We start from the raw sequence: 16,406 nt of genomic DNA, 5'->3' as shown, positions 1-16,406 counted from the left end.
CCCGTTGCTTTTTTCTACTGCCTGGCAGCGTTTTTCCTGCTCCGATTAGAGACAATTAATAACAAGCTTCGTTCCACCGCAGCTCCTGCTTGAACCGGTACAGACTGGTGTCATTGTCGATCAGCAGGAATTCGATACCGGCCATTTCCGCAAAGTTTTCCAGGTATTCCGTATTCAGCGACTGGCTGAAGCAGGTATGGTGAGCTCCACCGGCCAGTATCCAGGCGGTGGCCGCAGTTTTTAGATCAGGTTGTGCCTCCCAAAGTACCCGGGCAACCGGTAGTTTGGGAAGATCCTGTTCGGGCTCAACGGCGTCCACGGTATTCACCAGCAGCCGGAAGCGATGACCCATATCCACTACGGAGGCGTTCAGCGCCGGCCCGGCCGGTGCGTTAAAGACCAGACGTACCGGATCGGCTTTACCGCCAATACCGAGCGGGTGGATCTCGCAGGAAGGTTTGCCGGCGGCAATCGACGGACAGATCTCCAGCATGTGGGAACCCAGCACCTGCATTTTGCCCGGATGGAAATGGTAGGTATAGTCCTCCATAAACGAGTTGCCTCCCTCCAGGCCGCTGCCCATTACTTTCATGGTACGCACCAGCGCCGCGGTTTTCCAGTCTCCTTCCCCCCCAAATCCGTAACCGTCGGCCATCAGTCGCTGGACCGCCAGACCGGGTAGTTGTTCCAGACCGTAAAGGTTCTCGAAGGTGTCCGTAAAGGCGGTAAAGTTGCCATCTTCCAGAAAGGCACGCATACCCAGTTCGATCCTGGCGGCTTCGCGCAGGGAAGCGTGTTGTTCACCGCCTTTCGTCAGACTGTCTGCGAGTTGATAGCTATCCTGATATTCCTGAACGAGCTGGTCGATCTGCTGATCGGTCGCTTCCTGAACCCGCGCCACCAGATCGCCTATACCGTAGCCATTTACGGCGTATCCGAACTGGATCTGGGCGGATACCTTATTCCCTTCCGTCACCGCCACTTCCCGCATATTATCCCCGAAGCGGGCCACTTTCATTTTTTGGGAATCGGCCCAGCCGGCTGCCGAACGGGTCCAGATCGCCAACTGATCCTGCACGGCTTCGTCCTGCCAGTGGCCGACGATCACCTTGCGGTTGATCTTCATGCGGGAACCGATGAAACCGAACTCCCGACCACCGTGGGCGGACTGATTCAGGTTCATAAAGTCCATATCGATGGCGGACCAGGGAATGTCGCGATTATACTGGGTGTGCAGGTGGGCGAGCGGTTTTTGCAAGATCTTGAGTCCGGCAATCCACATTTTGGCCGGCGAAAAAGTGTGCATCCAGGCCACCAGTCCGATACAATTCGGTGCGTGGTTGGCATCCTGTACCAGTTGGTAGATCCCATCCGGGCTGACCAGCACCGGCTTGAACACTACTTTTACCGGTATCTGCCGGGCATCATTCAGCGCTTTGGCAATTTCTTCCGCGTGCCTGGCCACTTGTTTTAAGGTCTCTTCTCCGTACAGATGCTGACTGCCGGTGATGAACCAGACTTCGTATGCTTTTAGTGAGATCATTTCATTTTTGTTGTTGCTAATCAAGGGAGCAGGTTCTTTTTTTTGTGCCGGTAAAAAACCGTTCCCCGGCGACCTGGTCCGAATTCCTCCGAAGAAAGGAAAAAAGAGTTGGCGGACCGGGCCGGTTTATCCTGCCCACTTCAATAGTTGGTTGATTTAATTGGCATTTTATTCCTGTCCGTAGTAAGCGCCGCTACCGTGTTTGCGTTCAAAATGTTTCCGGATCAGCGCCGGTTTCAGCCGGGGAGCATCCGGTCGGATCTGGCGGGTCAACCAGGCCATTTTAGCGACTTCCTCCAGAACGGCGCTGTTGTAAACGGCTTTCTCTACGCTTTTTCCCCAGCTAAAGGGAGCGTGGTTGGCTACCAGTACCATCTCGACTTCTTCCGGGCTCAGATTGCGGTCCGCAAAAGCGTTCATGATCTGAAATCCGGTCTGGTATTCGTAATCCCCTTCGATCATCTCATCGCTCATTACCGGAGCACAGGGAATGTCTTCCGTGAGGTGATCGGCGTGGGTGGTCCCAAAAATAGGAATATCGGTCTGGGTCTGGGCCCAGGCGGTTGCGTAGGTACTGTGCGTGTGCACGATCCCTCCGATGTTTTCCCAATTTTTGTAAAGAACGGCGTGGGTCAGTGTATCGGAGGAAGGACGCATGGTGCCATTTACCGTATTGCCGTCGAAATCGACGATCACCATATCCGCCGGACGCAGCTTTTCGTAGGCTACACCGCTGGGTTTAATGGCAAAGACCCCCAGGTCCCGGTCGCAGGCACTGGCATTCCCAAATGTGAACAGGACCAGCCCCAGTGCGGGTAGTTGCATATTAGCGTCGTAAGCAGCTTGTTGGATTGCTTCGTATTGCTCCATATTACTTGATTAATTGCTCAACGGTTGCGCCGAGTTGTTGGTACTCAGCGTATAATTTATCATATTTTTCTACATGCGCCGGATTGGGTTCGTAGGTGGCATCGAAACCGGAACTCATTTGCTCCATGGCATCTTCTACCTTCGGGTATAAGCCGGCGGTAGTAGCCGCAAACATGGCTGCACCCAGGGCGCAGGTTTGTTCGGAAGTAGCGATCCGGATCGGCCGGCCCAGCACATCGGCCATCGTTTGCATAATAAAGGGGGATTTTTTAGAAACACCACCCAGGCCGATAACCCCCTTGATCGGAACTCCCTCACTGGTAAAGCGATCGACGATGGTCCGGGCTCCGAAACAGGTAGCTTCCACCAGCGCCCGGAAGATACGGGGGGCGTCACTACCCAGATTCAGACCGAAAATTGCGCCTTTGAGCGCCTGATTGGCATCGGGCGTGCGGCGACCGTTCAGCCAGTCGAGTGCAATGATACCCGACTCGTAGGGATCTATTTTTTCGGCGGCGGCCGTCAGTTCGGGAATGATGCGATCGAGCGTCTCCCGGATCAGTTGCTCCTTGGTCTCCTGATCGATCAGTTCGCTTTTGGCCAGTATCTGTCTGATCGGCCAGGCGAGCAGGTTTTTAAACCAGGCATAAACATCTCCGAAGGCCGACTGTCCGGCTTCCAGCCCCATCATGCCGGGGATAACGGAACCATCTACCTGACCACAAATGCCCCGGACAAGTTTGTCTCCTACTTCCTGCATCGGGGCGACCACCATATCGCAGGTTGAAGTCCCCATCACTTTGGAGAGATGGTAGGGTTCGATCTGACCGCCGACGGCTCCCATGTGGGCGTCGAACGCCCCTACACTGATCACCACATCGGTACTTAAACCAAGTCGTTCCGCCCATTCTTCCGAAAGATGACCGGCCGGTACGTCGGAGGTGTAAGTTTGATCGAATAGCCGATCCACCAGTCCATCGAGCAGAGGATCAAGCGCCACAAAAAACTCATTGGGAGGTAACCCGTCGAAGTCTTCGTGCCAAAGTGCTTTGTGGCCGGCGGCACAACGGCTTCTTTTCATTTTAGTTACGTCCGTTCCGCCGGTCAGCAGGAAAGGGATCCAGTCACAGTGCTCCACCCAGGAGTAGGCAGCACGATGGATGGCCGGATCTACGCGGTAGGTTCTCAGGATTTTGGCCCAGAACCATTCGGATGAATAGATACCGCCTTCGTATTTGGAGTAATCAATATCCCAGCGTTCACAGATCGCGTTGATCTCGGCGGCTTCCTTAATGGAGGTATGGTCCTTCCAGAGGATAAACATCGCGTTGGGATTGGTGGCAAAATCCGGCAAAAGTGCCAGAGGTGTGCCGCTACTATCCACCGCAACCGGAGTGGAACCGGTCGTATCAACGGCAATGCCGACCACCTGGCCGGCAACTTCCGGGCCTACCTGGGCCAAGGCCCCGCGAATGCTGCTTTCCAGCCCTTCGACATAATCCAGGGGGTGTTGGCGAAATTGATTATGGACCGGATCACAGTAAAGATTGTCCTTCCAACGGGGGTAATGAAATACCGATGCAGCTAGTTCCTCACCGTTTTCGGCATTTACAATAAGTGATCTTACGGAGTCAGTTCCGTAGTCGACACCTATTACATATTTTGTGCTTTTCATCGCTCTAGTTTTAGGAAAGTCGATTTTTCTCAGATAAATGTAGCAATTAAGAATTAATAAATGTAAAAATGACATTTATTCTGCACAGAATGTAGCTATACTTTACCAAGAAGACCTAAAAATGAGTATTTACCCTGCCATTTTATAGCCGAATCGTATAAAAAGCAGGCTATGATGTGCTGATCCACCGTGGAAACCGAAAAAGTACGCCAACGGCAAGCAAAGCCATGCCGATGTAGGCGACCAGAATGATGTTATCGTTAAAACGGGCGGCTGTGATCCCATAGAAGGCCCAGATCAAAACCAGAGCGTAGGGAACGTCCCGTTTTTTAATTAAAAAGAAAATGCCGAAACCGGTAGCGATCAGGATCATGATACAGGTCCAGATCGTTTCCCCGAGCCAGAAGCCGGATAAATCCCGGTCTACCAGCAGGGTAGTGACATTGGCAATGGTCGCCACAGTGATCCATCCGAGATATACGCTGAAGGGTAAATTTACCAAAAAAAGCCTTTTCGAAGAATCGGCTCCGTTCCCGATCTGCAGTCTGCGGTAGATCATGATCAGGCTGGTCAGAATAAGTAGCATGATCAGTACGGACAATACTACCTGCGTGTAGTGCCAGGCCAGTATCCAGGAAGCATTCGCCAGACAGGAAATGAAAAACCAGATGCCGATAGTTTGGACCTCCTCGGGATTGGAAGTGGCTTTGGTGATCCCACGGGCCTGGTAGATGATGAATCCGAGCAGCAGTAGATAGATCACGCCCCAGATGCTAAAGGTGAATCCGGCGGGTACAAAGAGGTTGGGATAGAGGTCGGATAATTCCCCGGTGGTACGGCCGTTGATCGGCAGAGCGTTGGCGAGGCCATTGAGCGTGATTACGAGAATGAATCCGATAATGTTGAGGATCTGTAAGGTTCGGGTACTCATAATGTTGGTAGTGATGTTTAACGGGCATTAACTTCAAATCCGGGAATTTCGAAAGGAGGCAAAATCGCCACTGATTTGAAGTGGATTTAAATCACTTGTGTAACTGAATTTAAGGAGAAGTGTTCAGGAAATCCGGTAATTACCGCCCCGGGCCGGGCCGCCGGCATTCAGGCACCACAAAAACCGCAGGGCGCTTCCACATCTACCCGATTTCCGCTTAGAGGATCTGTGAAAATGATCCGCCGCGCATGCAGGGCGATCCCGTCCTTTTGAAAGGAGACTGCCGAACCGTACTTGCTATCGCCCACAATAGGGCAGCCGATGCTGGCCAGTTGGACGCGGATCTGGTGGAATTTGCCGGTGATGGGTTTGACGAGTAAGAGCAGACTGTCGGCCTCTTCCTGCATGATCTCATAATGCAAACGACTTTTAATCGCTTTCTTTCGCGGATGCTCGTGGGCGATCGCCCGTTTATTCAGTTGATCCTTTTCGATCCAGTGGATCAGTTCGGCCTGATGATCCGGTGGCCGGTGGCTCACCCTGGCTACGTAGAATTTCTGCACCTGCCGTTCCCGGAATTGTTCGTTCAACACCTTTAACGCCGATTTTTTCTTGGCTACGATCAGCGCACCACTCACCGGGCGATCCAGCCGGTGCACAATGCCCGTATAGGGTTTTTTCACTCCCTGCCGGACCTGGTATTGATGCACCCATTCCTCCACCGAAGGAAAGCCCTGCGGCAGGCGCTCTACATTCAGCCCGTGGGGCTTATGGAGTACCAGGTATTGATGGGTTTCGAGAAGAATAACGGGTTGCATAATAGTTGAAAGCTATTAAAGTAAAAGTAATGTTGAAGATCGCAACTGATTGATTAACAAGCGAACAGTTACTTTAAAAAACGGGTTTAATAGAAAAAAACAGAGTTATGTTAAAATTATTATCCACCTATATTCTTACCATTTTTATGCTCGGGACCGCTTTCGGGCAAATCGCCGACGAACAGATCGATAACAGTCAATACCCGGCTAACAACCGGCCGGATACCAAACGCGAAGCCATCTTCAACACCTACTTTGAAGAGGCAAATGTAAGTAATATGCACTTTTATACGCCGACTGAAGAAACGGGAACAGATTATTTTTTCGAAGGTACGGAATTACCCCGCGGGCTTTACGGCATTTTCGCCGAAGGATGGCGGGAAGAAATGCCGGCAGATTTTAAAGCTTACGCTGTCTATTCCATTCGTGGTGATGGCAAACCTTTTTACGTATTGCGCTTCTCCGGAGAAGATGTCGATCCGACCATTGGTCTTTTTGAAATGGCGGCCAACAAACTCCACCATAAAGCTACCCTGGCTACTTACTGGTGTGGAGAAAGTTACTGCCTGCAAAAAGACAGCTGGATCCAGGATTTTGACGGTGACGCAAGACTGGATATCCTGACCAAAGTAAAAATGACCGATGATCGCCGCAAAAAACAGGTGATCGAAGAGTACTACAACATTCTGCAGCAGGCAGATACCGGAAACTTCAAACCCAACAGTAAAATGGACGTCAACGTCAACGACTATTTCATGGAAGAAGTAGTAGAAAAATAAAAAAGCAGGCTATGCTTTACGGTATATTCCTGAGCTACCCAAAGAGCCTTTAGTAAAAATGGCGGATCCGGATTCCGGATCCGCCATTTTTACGCTCTGTTTTGTTGCTTCCGGCCTAATTCACGGAGTATTCCACACCCATCTTATCCAGCTCGGCGATAAAATCATTATCGGCCTGTACTTTCCGTTCTTTAGCCATCAGTTTTAGTTTCAGACGACGGGGGATATCAATGACCTCCATGCGCAGGCGGTGTTTGCCACGGTGTCTTTTGCAGAGCGTATCCAGCTGATCGATCGTTTCTCCGGTGAGGGTATCCAGGTGCAGTTTGATCGTGATGGATTCGGTCATATTCTCGGCGATGCCTTCCAGCAGGCTGAGATCTTTTACCTTAAATTCCATTTCGTCACCCCGCCAGCCTTTCTGAAAACCACCGACCATAAACAGGGCCTTACCCATCTCCAGCAGGTGCTTGAAGCGCTGGTAATCATCTCCGAAAAGTTTGAACTCCAGCGTACTGGTATAATCACTGATCCCGAAAATACCCCAGCCATTCCCGTTCTTACTGATCATGTGCCGGGCCAGGGTGACCATACCGGCCAGATTAAAGGACGGACGGTGCATCTGTTTTTCCACCTCGGACAGTTCGCAACTGATGAAGTTCTCGATCTCGATCTTGTAATCGTCCAGCGGATGTCCGCTGATGAAGATACCGGTCACTTCTTTTTCCCGATTGAGTTTTTCGATCAGGGGCCAGGGCTCACAATTGGGAATATCCGGTTCGGGGATAAGTACTTCATCCGAATCACCGAAAAGCGAATTGACGGCCTGGGCTTTCTGGTTCTGATAGGCATTGCCGTAACGCAGCGCGTGTTCCAGCAGCGTATCGTATTTGTCCGACGGAGCGAAATACTGGGCGCGGTGTATGCCTTCAAAGCAGTCAAAAGCACCACCCAGCGCCAGGCTTTCCACTACTTTTTTGTTAACGGCGCGCAGACTTAGCCGCCGCATCATATCGAACATACTCTCGTAGTGGCCGTGCTCCGCCCGGTCCTTAAGGATCTCTTCTACCGGACCTTCACCCACTCCCTTGAGCGCCGACAGTCCGAAGCGGATCTCTCCGGCTTTATTAGAGGCAAAATCCGACTGACTCTCATTCACGTCGGGCCCGAGTACCGGAATACCCATCCGTTTGCATTCCTGCAGGAAGAAAGTCAGTTTGGTAATATCGTTTTTGTTGTGCGTCAGAACCGAGGCCATGAATTCGGCCGGGTAATGCGCCTTCAGGTAAGCTGTCTGGAATGCAACGAAAGCGTAACAGGTAGAGTGCGACTTGTTGAAGGCGTAGGAAGCAAAAGCTTCCCAGTCTTTCCACACTTTATCGAGTACATCTTTCGGATGCCCGCGTTCGGCGCCACCGTCCATAAACAAGGGATACAGCGAATCCAGTACGGCTTTCAGCTTTTTACCCATAGCCTTTCGGAGCTTATCCGCCTGACCCTTGGTAAACCCGGCCAGTTTTTGGGACAGTAGCATCACCTGCTCCTGGTAAACGGTAATACCGTAAGTATCCGCCAGGTATTCTTCCATTTCGGGAAGGTCGTAGGTGATGGGCTCCCGGCCGTGTTTCCGCGCGATAAAGTTGGGGATGTATTCCAGAGGGCCCGGCCGGTAAAGGGCATTCATGGCAATGAGGTCCTCGAAAGAGGAAGGAACCAGTTCCTTCATGTATTTCTGCATCCCGGAACTTTCATACTGGAAGATACCGATCGTTTCACCGCGTTGGAACAGTTCGTAGGTGGGCTGATCATCCAGTGGGACTTCGTCCGGATCCAGGTCGATGCCGTAGTTGGCTTTCACCATTTTTACGGCGTCCTTGATGATGGTCAGCGTCTTCAGTCCGAGGAAGTCCATTTTGAGCAGTCCGGCATCTTCGGCCACACTGTTATCGAACTGAGACACCAACATGCCGGTATCCTTTTCCGCTTTTACCGGTACGTACTTGGTGATTTCATCCGGCGTGATCACCACCCCACAGGCGTGAATACCGGTATTCCGAATGGAGCCTTCCAACTTCTGGGCCGTTCGGATCATATTGCCGATAGAATCGTTTCCGGCGGCCAGTTGCCGGAACTGGTAGGCTTTATCCAGTTCTTCCGAGTTGAGCGCTCCCTTCAGTTTTGGATCCACATCACCGTCGGCGAGTACCTTGCCGAGCGTAGCTTTGAGGTGAGCCGGAAAGGTTTTGCTGACCCGGTCCACTTCCGGCAGTGGAATATTCATCACCCGGCCTACATCCCGCAAACTGGATTTGGCGGCCATCGTACCGTAGGTAATGATCTGCGCCACCTGATTCTGACCGTACTGCTCGATCACATAATCGATCACCTTCTGACGGCCTTCATCATCAAAGTCAATATCAATATCGGGCATGCTCACCCGCTCCGGGTTGAGGAATCTCTCAAACAGCAGATCGTATTTGATCGGATCTACATTGGTGATACCGATACAGTAGGCTACGGCCGAACCGGCGGCCGAACCCCGACCGGGGCCGACACTCACGCCCATTTCCCGCGCTTTGGTGGTAAAGTCCTGTACGATCAGGAAGTATCCCGGATATCCGGAATTTTCGATCACCTGCAATTCAAAATCCAGGCGCTCCTTGATCTCCGGGGTGATCGTGCCGTAGCGTTTCTGAGCACCCACATAGGTCAGGTGACGGAGGTAGTCATCCTGGGTCTTAAATTCCTTCGGTAGCGGGAAAGCCGGTAGCAGGATGTCCCTGGCGAGCTTCAGCGTATCGATCTTGCTGAAAATCTCCATGGTATTATCAACCGACTCCGGTACGTCACCGAAGAGGGTGTTCATTTCCTGCTGGGTCTTAAAGTAGAAATCCGAACTGGGAAACTTGAAACGCTTTTCCTCTTCCAGTAAGCTGTTGGTATTGACACAGAGCAGGATATCGTGGGGAGCCCAGTCCTCTTCTTCCACATAATGCGAGTCATTGGTTGCGATGACCTTAACGTCGTATTTGCGGGCAAATTCCAGCAACTTTTGATTGATGTCCTCCTGACTGATACCCAGGCCGTCGATATTTTCCAGTCCGCGATGTCGCTGGATCTCGATGTAGAAATCTTCGCCCAGCAGGTCCAGCCACCAGCGTAGTTTTTGTTCGGCTCCTTCCAGGTCGCCGTGCATAATAGCCTGGGGGATCTCCGCACCGATACAGCAACTGGTCGCGATCAGTCCCTCGTGGTATTGCTCCAGCAATTCCTTATCGATCCGGGGATATTTGCCGTAAAGACCTTCAATGAAGCCAAGCGAACACAATTTGGAAAGGTTTTCGTATCCTTTCTGGTTCTTGGCCAGCAACAACTGGTGGTAGCGATTATCCTTTTCGCCTTTGGCTCGTGAGAAAGCCTGCTTATGCCGGTCTTCCACCAGATAGAATTCGCAGCCGATGATCGGTTTCAGGCCGCGCCTTTCGGCTTCGGAGGTAAATTTGAATGCACCAAACATATTTCCGTGATCCGTCAGGGCAACCCCCAACTGACCGTCAGCTTTGGCTTTATCCATCATGGTGCCGATCTCCGAGGCACCGTCTAATAATGAGTATTGGGTATGACAATGAAGATGTACAAAATCCGGCATAGTAGGTATCGCGTTATGTTGCCGAAATTACAGTTTAGTTGGAAAAGTTGGGTGGAATTGAGGGGAAAGTTTTCCACATGGGAAGGTAGGTCAAACACTCACAGGAAAAAAGGGGAGGAGTCGGAATTGGATGCCAGGGGGTACATCTCATTCTAAATTAGGACTTTCCCGTATCTTATCGGAACGGAAGGGCATTTGTACGGATTAATCAAAAAATGATTATGAGCATTAAAAATAAATTTTTGCTGTTGCTGATGTTTTCGGTCCTGCCGGCCTGCAGTTCCGACCGGGAGGATGTCGCTGTGGAAGCAAGGGGGGAAAGCGAACCTGCACAGGAAATAAAAGCGACGCCCGCACCGCAGCCGAAATTCCTGAGGCCGGAGACACTGCAGCAACTGGTGGCCGAAACGGAAAGCCGGAATTTTGGCCCTTTCCGGGAAGTTCCATTTGATACGCTTGCTTTCGACAAGGTGATCGCCTACAATTTCATCGGTAATGAAGGGGCCTATCCCACCGTCCTTAATCTCGAGACCGGCCGTTTTGTGCCCGTCATTCTGAAACAGCGCGCCCTGGGTGCGGAACAGGTAAACGAGTTGGTCAGTTTCCTGACGGACCCCCGCTCTTACGGTAAACAGACTGCTGCCTGTTTTTATCCCCATTTAGGCTTCGTCTTTTACCAGGGAAACCGGCCCAAATGGGTGGTTGATATTTGTCTGGACTGCAATTATCTGTTGTCGACTACCGAAATTCCGGCCACTGTACATAATAGGATGGATCTGGGCGGAGGAAAGAGTTACGGATTGAGAGGATTCAGCGAAGCGGGCATCGCAAAGATAGTCAGTATGAGTAAGGAGCTACAATTTTCGTACGGAGAATGAAGCTCTGTCCGGAACTCATTCCCCGTACTTGCCGCTTAATTCTGCAATTCATCCCGAACTTCCATTAAGGCAAAACCCAGGAGATTGAGCCCGTTCCATTTTTTGGGAGATTCAATACCGGGCTCGCCCTGCTGCATACCAATACCCCAGATCCGGTCGGTCGGACTGGCTTCCACCAGGATGCGATTTCCGGTATTGACCAGAAATGTTTTGAGGTGTTCATTTTGGGAAAATTTGAGCCGGTTGCCCTTGACAACAATATCAAAGCGGTGGTCCATCCAGACCTGCTGATCGAATCCCTTTACCTTACGGCCCAATTGTTTGGCATCACCCGGGGTTTTGGCCTCGAGTATGGCCTGCAGGTGTTGGTCATCTTCGAATAAACGCGCTTTTTCCGCCATCATCCAGTGTTCGGCGGTTTTATAGGTGATCCCGTCTTCTACAAATTCATCCGGCCACCACTGGCTCATACAGGACTTGGATATCTTACCGTCTTTAGCTCTTTTGTGCCCCCAGAAAAACAAAAAACTGAGCGGCTCTCCGGCGGCAATTTGTTGGAAGAGCCATTTGAGGTTATACTTCATAATCTTAGTTTGTGATGAAAACTAAGTAAAATAACTGAGAAGACCAAAAAATGGTTCCGGTGGAGTAGGGGATTTGGAGCGGAAGTTCGGAGTTGAACCGACCCGGCTTCGGTACCGGACGCCTAGCGGCTAGTACAGATCATCCTCCCGCATCCGCAGGTATTTGCGTACCACGTAATAAGTAGAAGCCATGTTGATGATAATTCCCAGAATAACCAGCCCGGCGAAAAGCAGGATAAAACCGGTCATATCTTCGATCTGGCGCAATTCGGGCAGGCGGCTCTGGGCCCAGCCCAGGATCAGGATCAGCACCCCAATGGCGATGGCTGCACTCAACAGTCCGTGGCGCAGTGCACGGATGAGGTAAGGGCGACTAATGAATTCCCAGGAAGCGCCGACCAGTTCCATATTCCGGATAATAAAGCGATTGGAATAAAGAGCCAGCCGGATGGTATTGTGGATCAGCGTGACGGCCACCACGATAAAGAATAGACCGGCAACCAGGCTGATCAGTCCAATGCGATTGATATTCCCACCGACTTCATCCACCAGCGTTTCCTGGTAGTATACGCCGGTGACATTGGGATCGCGGGCAATTCCGGCCTGGATCCGTTTCAGGCTATCGGATTGCACATAGGCCGCATTCAGATTAAAAGTGACAATATCGTAAAAAGGGTTCGGTAGGTCCAGTTTCAGAAAATCCTCCCCGAAGGTCTCGGCCATTTCACGGGCCGCTTCCTCCCGGCTGACAAATGCGACCGTATTGGGTTTGGTAAAGCTGCTTTTTTCCAGCCGGGCCTGCAAATTGGCGATCGCCTCGGTATCGGTGCCTTCCTGTAATTCGATCAGCACATTGATCCGCTCCTTAAACACTTTGATGAGTTGATTAGCCTGGATAGCGATCAGGCCGAACAGACCGAGCAGAAACAATACCAGGGCTACACTGAGGATAGCGTAAAAGTAGTTAGGTCTGGTGCGTAAAGGCGATTCAATACTCGGTACGGCCATATAAGCGTTGGAATTTTCGGTTTCTGGTCTTTGATTTTGACCCCCAAAATTATAAAAATTACTTACTTTGATCGATAACCTCCATTATCCAAAACAAAAAACGAAATGAAACTGAGCTTATTTGCTATCCTCCTGATATCTTTTTTCCCTTCTCCCAGGCTCCAGGCACAGCGGATCATCCATTTTGATAATCCTTCTTTTGAGGGCGAACCGGCGGATGCGACCGTTCCGGTCGGCTGGCTTCCCTGCGAAGAAGGTACCACGCCGGATATCCTGCCGGGATTCTGGGGCGTATACCAGGAAGCCTCCGAAGGGGATACTTACGTCGGCCTGATCACCCGGGGCGACGGTACCTGGGAAAGTATTACCCAGCGGCTGGATGCTACGCTGAGCCCGGAGGAGTGCTATAAGTTTACGATGGATCTGGCCCGTTCGGCCACCTACAATCAGTACAACCGACCGATCAAGCTCCGCGTCTGGGGAAGCAGCTACAAATGTGAGAAAAAGCAACTTCTACTGGAAACGGATTTTGTGGATCACGCATTCTGGAAATCCTACGAAGTCGACTTTTATCCCAAAGTGCCGGTCAATTACATCATCTTCGAGGCCTTTTACCAGGAAGGTCCCTACCGTCATCCGGGTAATATTCTGATCGATAATCTAAGCCCCATCAAGCGCTGCCCGAGGGCTTAAAAACGTTAAAGTTGACGTTTCAACGAAAATTTAGTTGAATTAACGAATAATTCGTTATATCTTGTTCGTATGAAAAGATTAAACGAACGAGAAGAGCAGATCATGCAGATCCTCTGGCGGGTGAAAAATGCTTTCGTCAAAGAGATCCTGGCTGAAATGCCCGAACCCAAACCACCGATCACCACGGTTTCTTCAATTGTGCGCAAGCTGGAAACCGAGGGTATTATCGGTCACGAAGCTTTTGGCAAAACCCATCGCTATTTTCCTATCCTGGAAAAGAGCGCTTACCGTAAATCCTTCTTTCAGCGAATGCTCAACAACTATTTCGGAGGCTCTCCGGAACAGTTGCTTTCCTTTTTTGTGGACGAGCAGGACCTGCCGCCGGATGAACTGAATCGCCTGCTGGAAAAGATCCAGCAATCTGAATCCGATGATGAAAAGCAGTGATATGCGATTGCCTCTAAAAACGCGCTGCCGAAAATGTACACCCGGGTTTGAAAGCCGGCTTTTAATGGCTGGTACCCGCCCGCCCGTAATAGGGTATTACGCTCTGATTGTTCATCTCTCATCTCTGACCCCATGAGTCTGATCCGATACCTGCTGGAATTTAGCTGCTGTCTGGCCTTGTTTTACGGCCTGTACCATTGGCTGCTGCGGAAAGAGACCTTTTTCCAGTTGAACCGCTGGTATCTGCTGCTGAGTCCGGTGCTCTCCATGATCATCCCGTTTGTGGACTGGGAGGTAGCCGCCGAGCCGGGTACCGGCCGGTGGGACCAGGTGATCGTTCCGCTCGTAAGCGATATCCAGTACCAACAGCAGGTGATCTGGAATAACCTGAACGGCGCTCCGGCCGAAACCTGGAGCATCACTTATCTGGACCTGTTCCTGATCCTCTACGGCATTGGCGTCTGGATCATGGCCTACCGGCTGATCAAACGTACCTGGAGTCTGCTCCGCCTGATCGGAGAGGGCAAACAGGAACAGCGGTCCGGCTATACGGTGGTCACCACGCACAAAAAGCTGCCGGCCGCCAGTTTTCTCAGCTATGTATTCTGGGAGGACGGAGAGCTGGATCCGGAACGCAAAAAGATCCTGGAACACGAACTCGTACACGTGCGGCAGTGGCATACACTCGACGTACTGCTGATGGAGATCTGGGTCATGCTGAAATGGTTCCATCCCATCATTTACTGGTACCGCAGAAGTCTCCGCCTCACGCACGAATACATTGCCGACGCTTACGTCAGTCAGCAAACGGGTTCGCGCCTGGAGTACGCCCGACTGCTGACGCGGTCCCAACCGATCGGGGTCAGCAACCACCTGTTACACCAATTTAATTCATCTCTCAAAATGCGCTTACTGATGTTATCCAAACACCAATCTGAAAAATGGAAATACCTCAAATATCTGTTTATCGGCCCCGTTACGGGCGTTCTTTTTCTGCTGTTTTCTCTGAGTCAGTCCGGACCGGCTCTCGAAAAAGCGGAAGCCGTATTGAATACTGCGGTTAATCAAAAAGTCCCGCTGCTCAACGAAGCGGTGGTGGTAGCCCACAATAGTGTGTATAAAGTGAAATGGGGAGATACGGAATGCGAATGCCGTTCCGGTAATTTTCCGAATCTTTTCAAGTGTGAAGACAAAAGCTTTACTCCCGAGGGATTGAACAGCCTGATCGAAGCCGAGGGAGGCTTCCGACTGATCCGCGGCGGTCAGCCTCAGCTCATTTCCGATCTGACGCTGGTGAGCAAACATTCCAAGGATATGGGCGGCTATAAGGGCCAGTTTGATGAAATGGGGCTTCGTTTTAAGCGAAACTCACCCCTTTTGGAGCAGGCAGTTCTGGGCGATGCCTTCCGTTTCACTTTCAAAAATGAAAAAGACCATCATTTTGAGTTTGAGATCGTCATGAGTGAGGATCCGCAACCCAATCTGCTGGAAGAGATCATTGAGATTGGGGATCAACAGTATCCGCTCAACCGTTTCACTTCCCACCTGACCAAACACAGTAGCGGTGCCGTGATCAAAATGGACCTGTCGGAAGTAAAACGCCTGCAGAAAGATTTGCTCCGGGTCCAGAAAACCGAAGCCAATTATTATAAGGTCATTCGGGCCACTATTTCGAACCAGAAGGCACTGCGTGTTGACGTCCTGGATATTGTGAACAGCTCGGAAGTGGATTTAAGCCATACTCATTCGATCCGGGATGCCATTCCCGGTGATAAGCTTTCTCTGGGACTGATCACCACGGAAGGACCCGTCTCCTTCAGTATTCACATTTTTGGTGATGAAGCAGACGCTGCGCAGCCAAGAAACAAGAAGGTGCTCTGGGGCCAGCAGGAAATTGAACACTTTAAGTCGCTGGTGCTCTCCAAACGCGAGATCTTCGAGTTGATGGACGAACCTTTTCGACTGTCGATTAACGGCAATCACGAGATTGTTGGAAAGGATGCGGTGCTGCATGGTTTCCAATTTGGAGAGAATCCGATAGGTGATCCAACTTCTTATCCGGAAGTTTTCCGAAGGATCATCAGTGATGCTGCAACCGGAACGAGCGTACTGTTCGGCGGGATGCTGACAGAGCAGGAATACGTTCTGCCCATTTTTCTGATCTACCTGGACCAGGACTGGCGGGAGGTGTTTTCCGGTGATAAGCGGGTGAATTTCTCGTCTAATGATCGGATCATCACATTGAACGATGCCGGACCGGAGGACATACAGCGACTGCTGGATCTGCCCAACTTCTCCCTGAGTGCCTACGAAATCGAAGTTGATAATATTAAAGTTTCCGCACAAAGCAGCACTAATATTCTACGGAACCTGATGGAAGATCAGCTACCCCAAAAACAGCTTGTGATCCGGCGGCTCGATTGTATGAATTGCCGGTAATATTTGTACGGTCACAGCGGCTCCTTGTAAACGAGTAGCTGGTATGCGGCCGGATGCAATACATAAAAATGATTGATCACTACTCATTTCAC

13 protein-coding genes are annotated in these 16,406 nt (G+C 51.0%); 5 read left to right on the top strand and 8 right to left on the bottom strand.

Annotated elements, in window-relative coordinates; genetic code table 11:
* Nucleotides 1-55: 55 nt before the first annotated feature.
* From araA to CRP01_RS00545, 5 genes are all read right to left on the bottom strand, one after another.
* Complete coding sequence (araA, locus tag CRP01_RS00565) at nt 56-1,543, bottom strand: L-arabinose isomerase (protein WP_099148289.1); 1,488 nt, start codon at nt 1,541-1,543, stop codon at nt 56-58.
* A 168-nt stretch (nt 1,544-1,711) separates the two neighbouring features.
* The gene (locus CRP01_RS00560; RefSeq protein WP_099148030.1) at nt 1,712-2,413 is read right to left on the bottom strand and encodes an L-ribulose-5-phosphate 4-epimerase; all 702 of its coding nucleotides are present in this window, start codon (nt 2,411-2,413) and stop codon (nt 1,712-1,714) included.
* Between the two features lies 1 nt (nt 2,414).
* Nucleotides 2,415-4,088 (bottom strand): ribulokinase, encoded by a 1,674-nt coding sequence (locus CRP01_RS00555; protein WP_099148029.1) that lies wholly within the window; start codon nt 4,086-4,088, stop codon nt 2,415-2,417.
* A gap of 169 nt (nt 4,089-4,257) precedes the next feature.
* Nucleotides 4,258-5,019, bottom strand: a complete 762-nt coding sequence (locus CRP01_RS00550) for a tryptophan-rich sensory protein (RefSeq protein ID WP_099148028.1) — start codon at nt 5,017-5,019, stop codon at nt 4,258-4,260.
* 167 nt (nt 5,020-5,186) lie between these two features.
* Nucleotides 5,187-5,837 carry an RluA family pseudouridine synthase gene (locus tag CRP01_RS00545; protein WP_099148027.1) on the bottom strand — a complete coding sequence of 217 codons (651 nt, stop codon included), beginning with the start codon at nt 5,835-5,837 and terminating at the stop codon, nt 5,187-5,189.
* 107 nt (nt 5,838-5,944) lie between these two features.
* Between CRP01_RS00545 and CRP01_RS00540 the strand changes: the two genes are divergently transcribed.
* The gene (locus tag CRP01_RS00540; protein ID WP_099148026.1) at nt 5,945-6,616 is read left to right on the top strand and encodes a hypothetical protein; all 672 of its coding nucleotides are present in this window, start codon (nt 5,945-5,947) and stop codon (nt 6,614-6,616) included.
* A gap of 115 nt (nt 6,617-6,731) precedes the next feature.
* Here CRP01_RS00540 and dnaE read toward each other — a convergent pair whose 3' ends face one another.
* Complete coding sequence (dnaE, locus tag CRP01_RS00535) at nt 6,732-10,265, bottom strand: DNA polymerase III subunit alpha (protein ID WP_099148025.1); 3,534 nt, start codon at nt 10,263-10,265, stop codon at nt 6,732-6,734.
* A gap of 221 nt (nt 10,266-10,486) precedes the next feature.
* Here dnaE and CRP01_RS00530 point away from each other — a divergent pair, with 221 nt between their 5' ends.
* On the top strand, nt 10,487-11,143 hold the full coding sequence (locus CRP01_RS00530; protein ID WP_099148024.1) for a hypothetical protein: 657 nt from the start codon (nt 10,487-10,489) through the stop codon (nt 11,141-11,143).
* Nucleotides 11,144-11,178: 35 nt separating this feature from the next.
* Here the strand turns inward: CRP01_RS00530 and CRP01_RS00525 are convergent, their stop codons facing one another.
* Together CRP01_RS00525 and CRP01_RS00520 are read right to left on the bottom strand one after the other, a co-directional pair.
* Nucleotides 11,179-11,727 (bottom strand): NADAR family protein, encoded by a 549-nt coding sequence (locus tag CRP01_RS00525; protein ID WP_099148023.1) that lies wholly within the window; start codon nt 11,725-11,727, stop codon nt 11,179-11,181.
* Between the two features lie 129 nt (nt 11,728-11,856).
* Nucleotides 11,857-12,735: a cell division protein FtsX gene (locus CRP01_RS00520; protein ID WP_099148022.1), complete on the bottom strand. Its 879-nt coding sequence runs from the start codon at nt 12,733-12,735 to the stop codon at nt 11,857-11,859.
* A gap of 105 nt (nt 12,736-12,840) precedes the next feature.
* Here CRP01_RS00520 and CRP01_RS00515 point away from each other — a divergent pair, with 105 nt between their 5' ends.
* The 3 genes from CRP01_RS00515 to CRP01_RS00505 all read left to right on the top strand — a co-directional run bounded on the left by CRP01_RS00515 (nt 12,841) and on the right by CRP01_RS00505 (nt 16,314).
* Nucleotides 12,841-13,428 (top strand): hypothetical protein, encoded by a 588-nt coding sequence (locus CRP01_RS00515; protein WP_099148021.1) that lies wholly within the window; start codon nt 12,841-12,843, stop codon nt 13,426-13,428.
* A 69-nt stretch (nt 13,429-13,497) separates the two neighbouring features.
* Entirely contained in the window at nt 13,498-13,875 is a 378-nt protein-coding gene (locus CRP01_RS00510) for a BlaI/MecI/CopY family transcriptional regulator (RefSeq protein ID WP_099148020.1), read from the top strand.
* 132 nt (nt 13,876-14,007) lie between these two features.
* Nucleotides 14,008-16,314, top strand: coding sequence for a M56 family metallopeptidase (locus CRP01_RS00505; RefSeq protein WP_099148019.1), 2,307 nt, complete (start codon nt 14,008-14,010; stop codon nt 16,312-16,314).
* Nucleotides 16,315-16,406 lie beyond the last annotated feature (92 nt).

The organism is Flavilitoribacter nigricans DSM 23189 = NBRC 102662, assembly GCF_002646595.1.
GTDB classification, from domain to species: domain Bacteria; phylum Bacteroidota; class Bacteroidia; order Chitinophagales; family Saprospiraceae; genus Flavilitoribacter; species Flavilitoribacter nigricans.
Note: the sequence above shows the minus strand (reverse complement) of the source record. Positions and strands in the feature narration are given on the sequence as shown.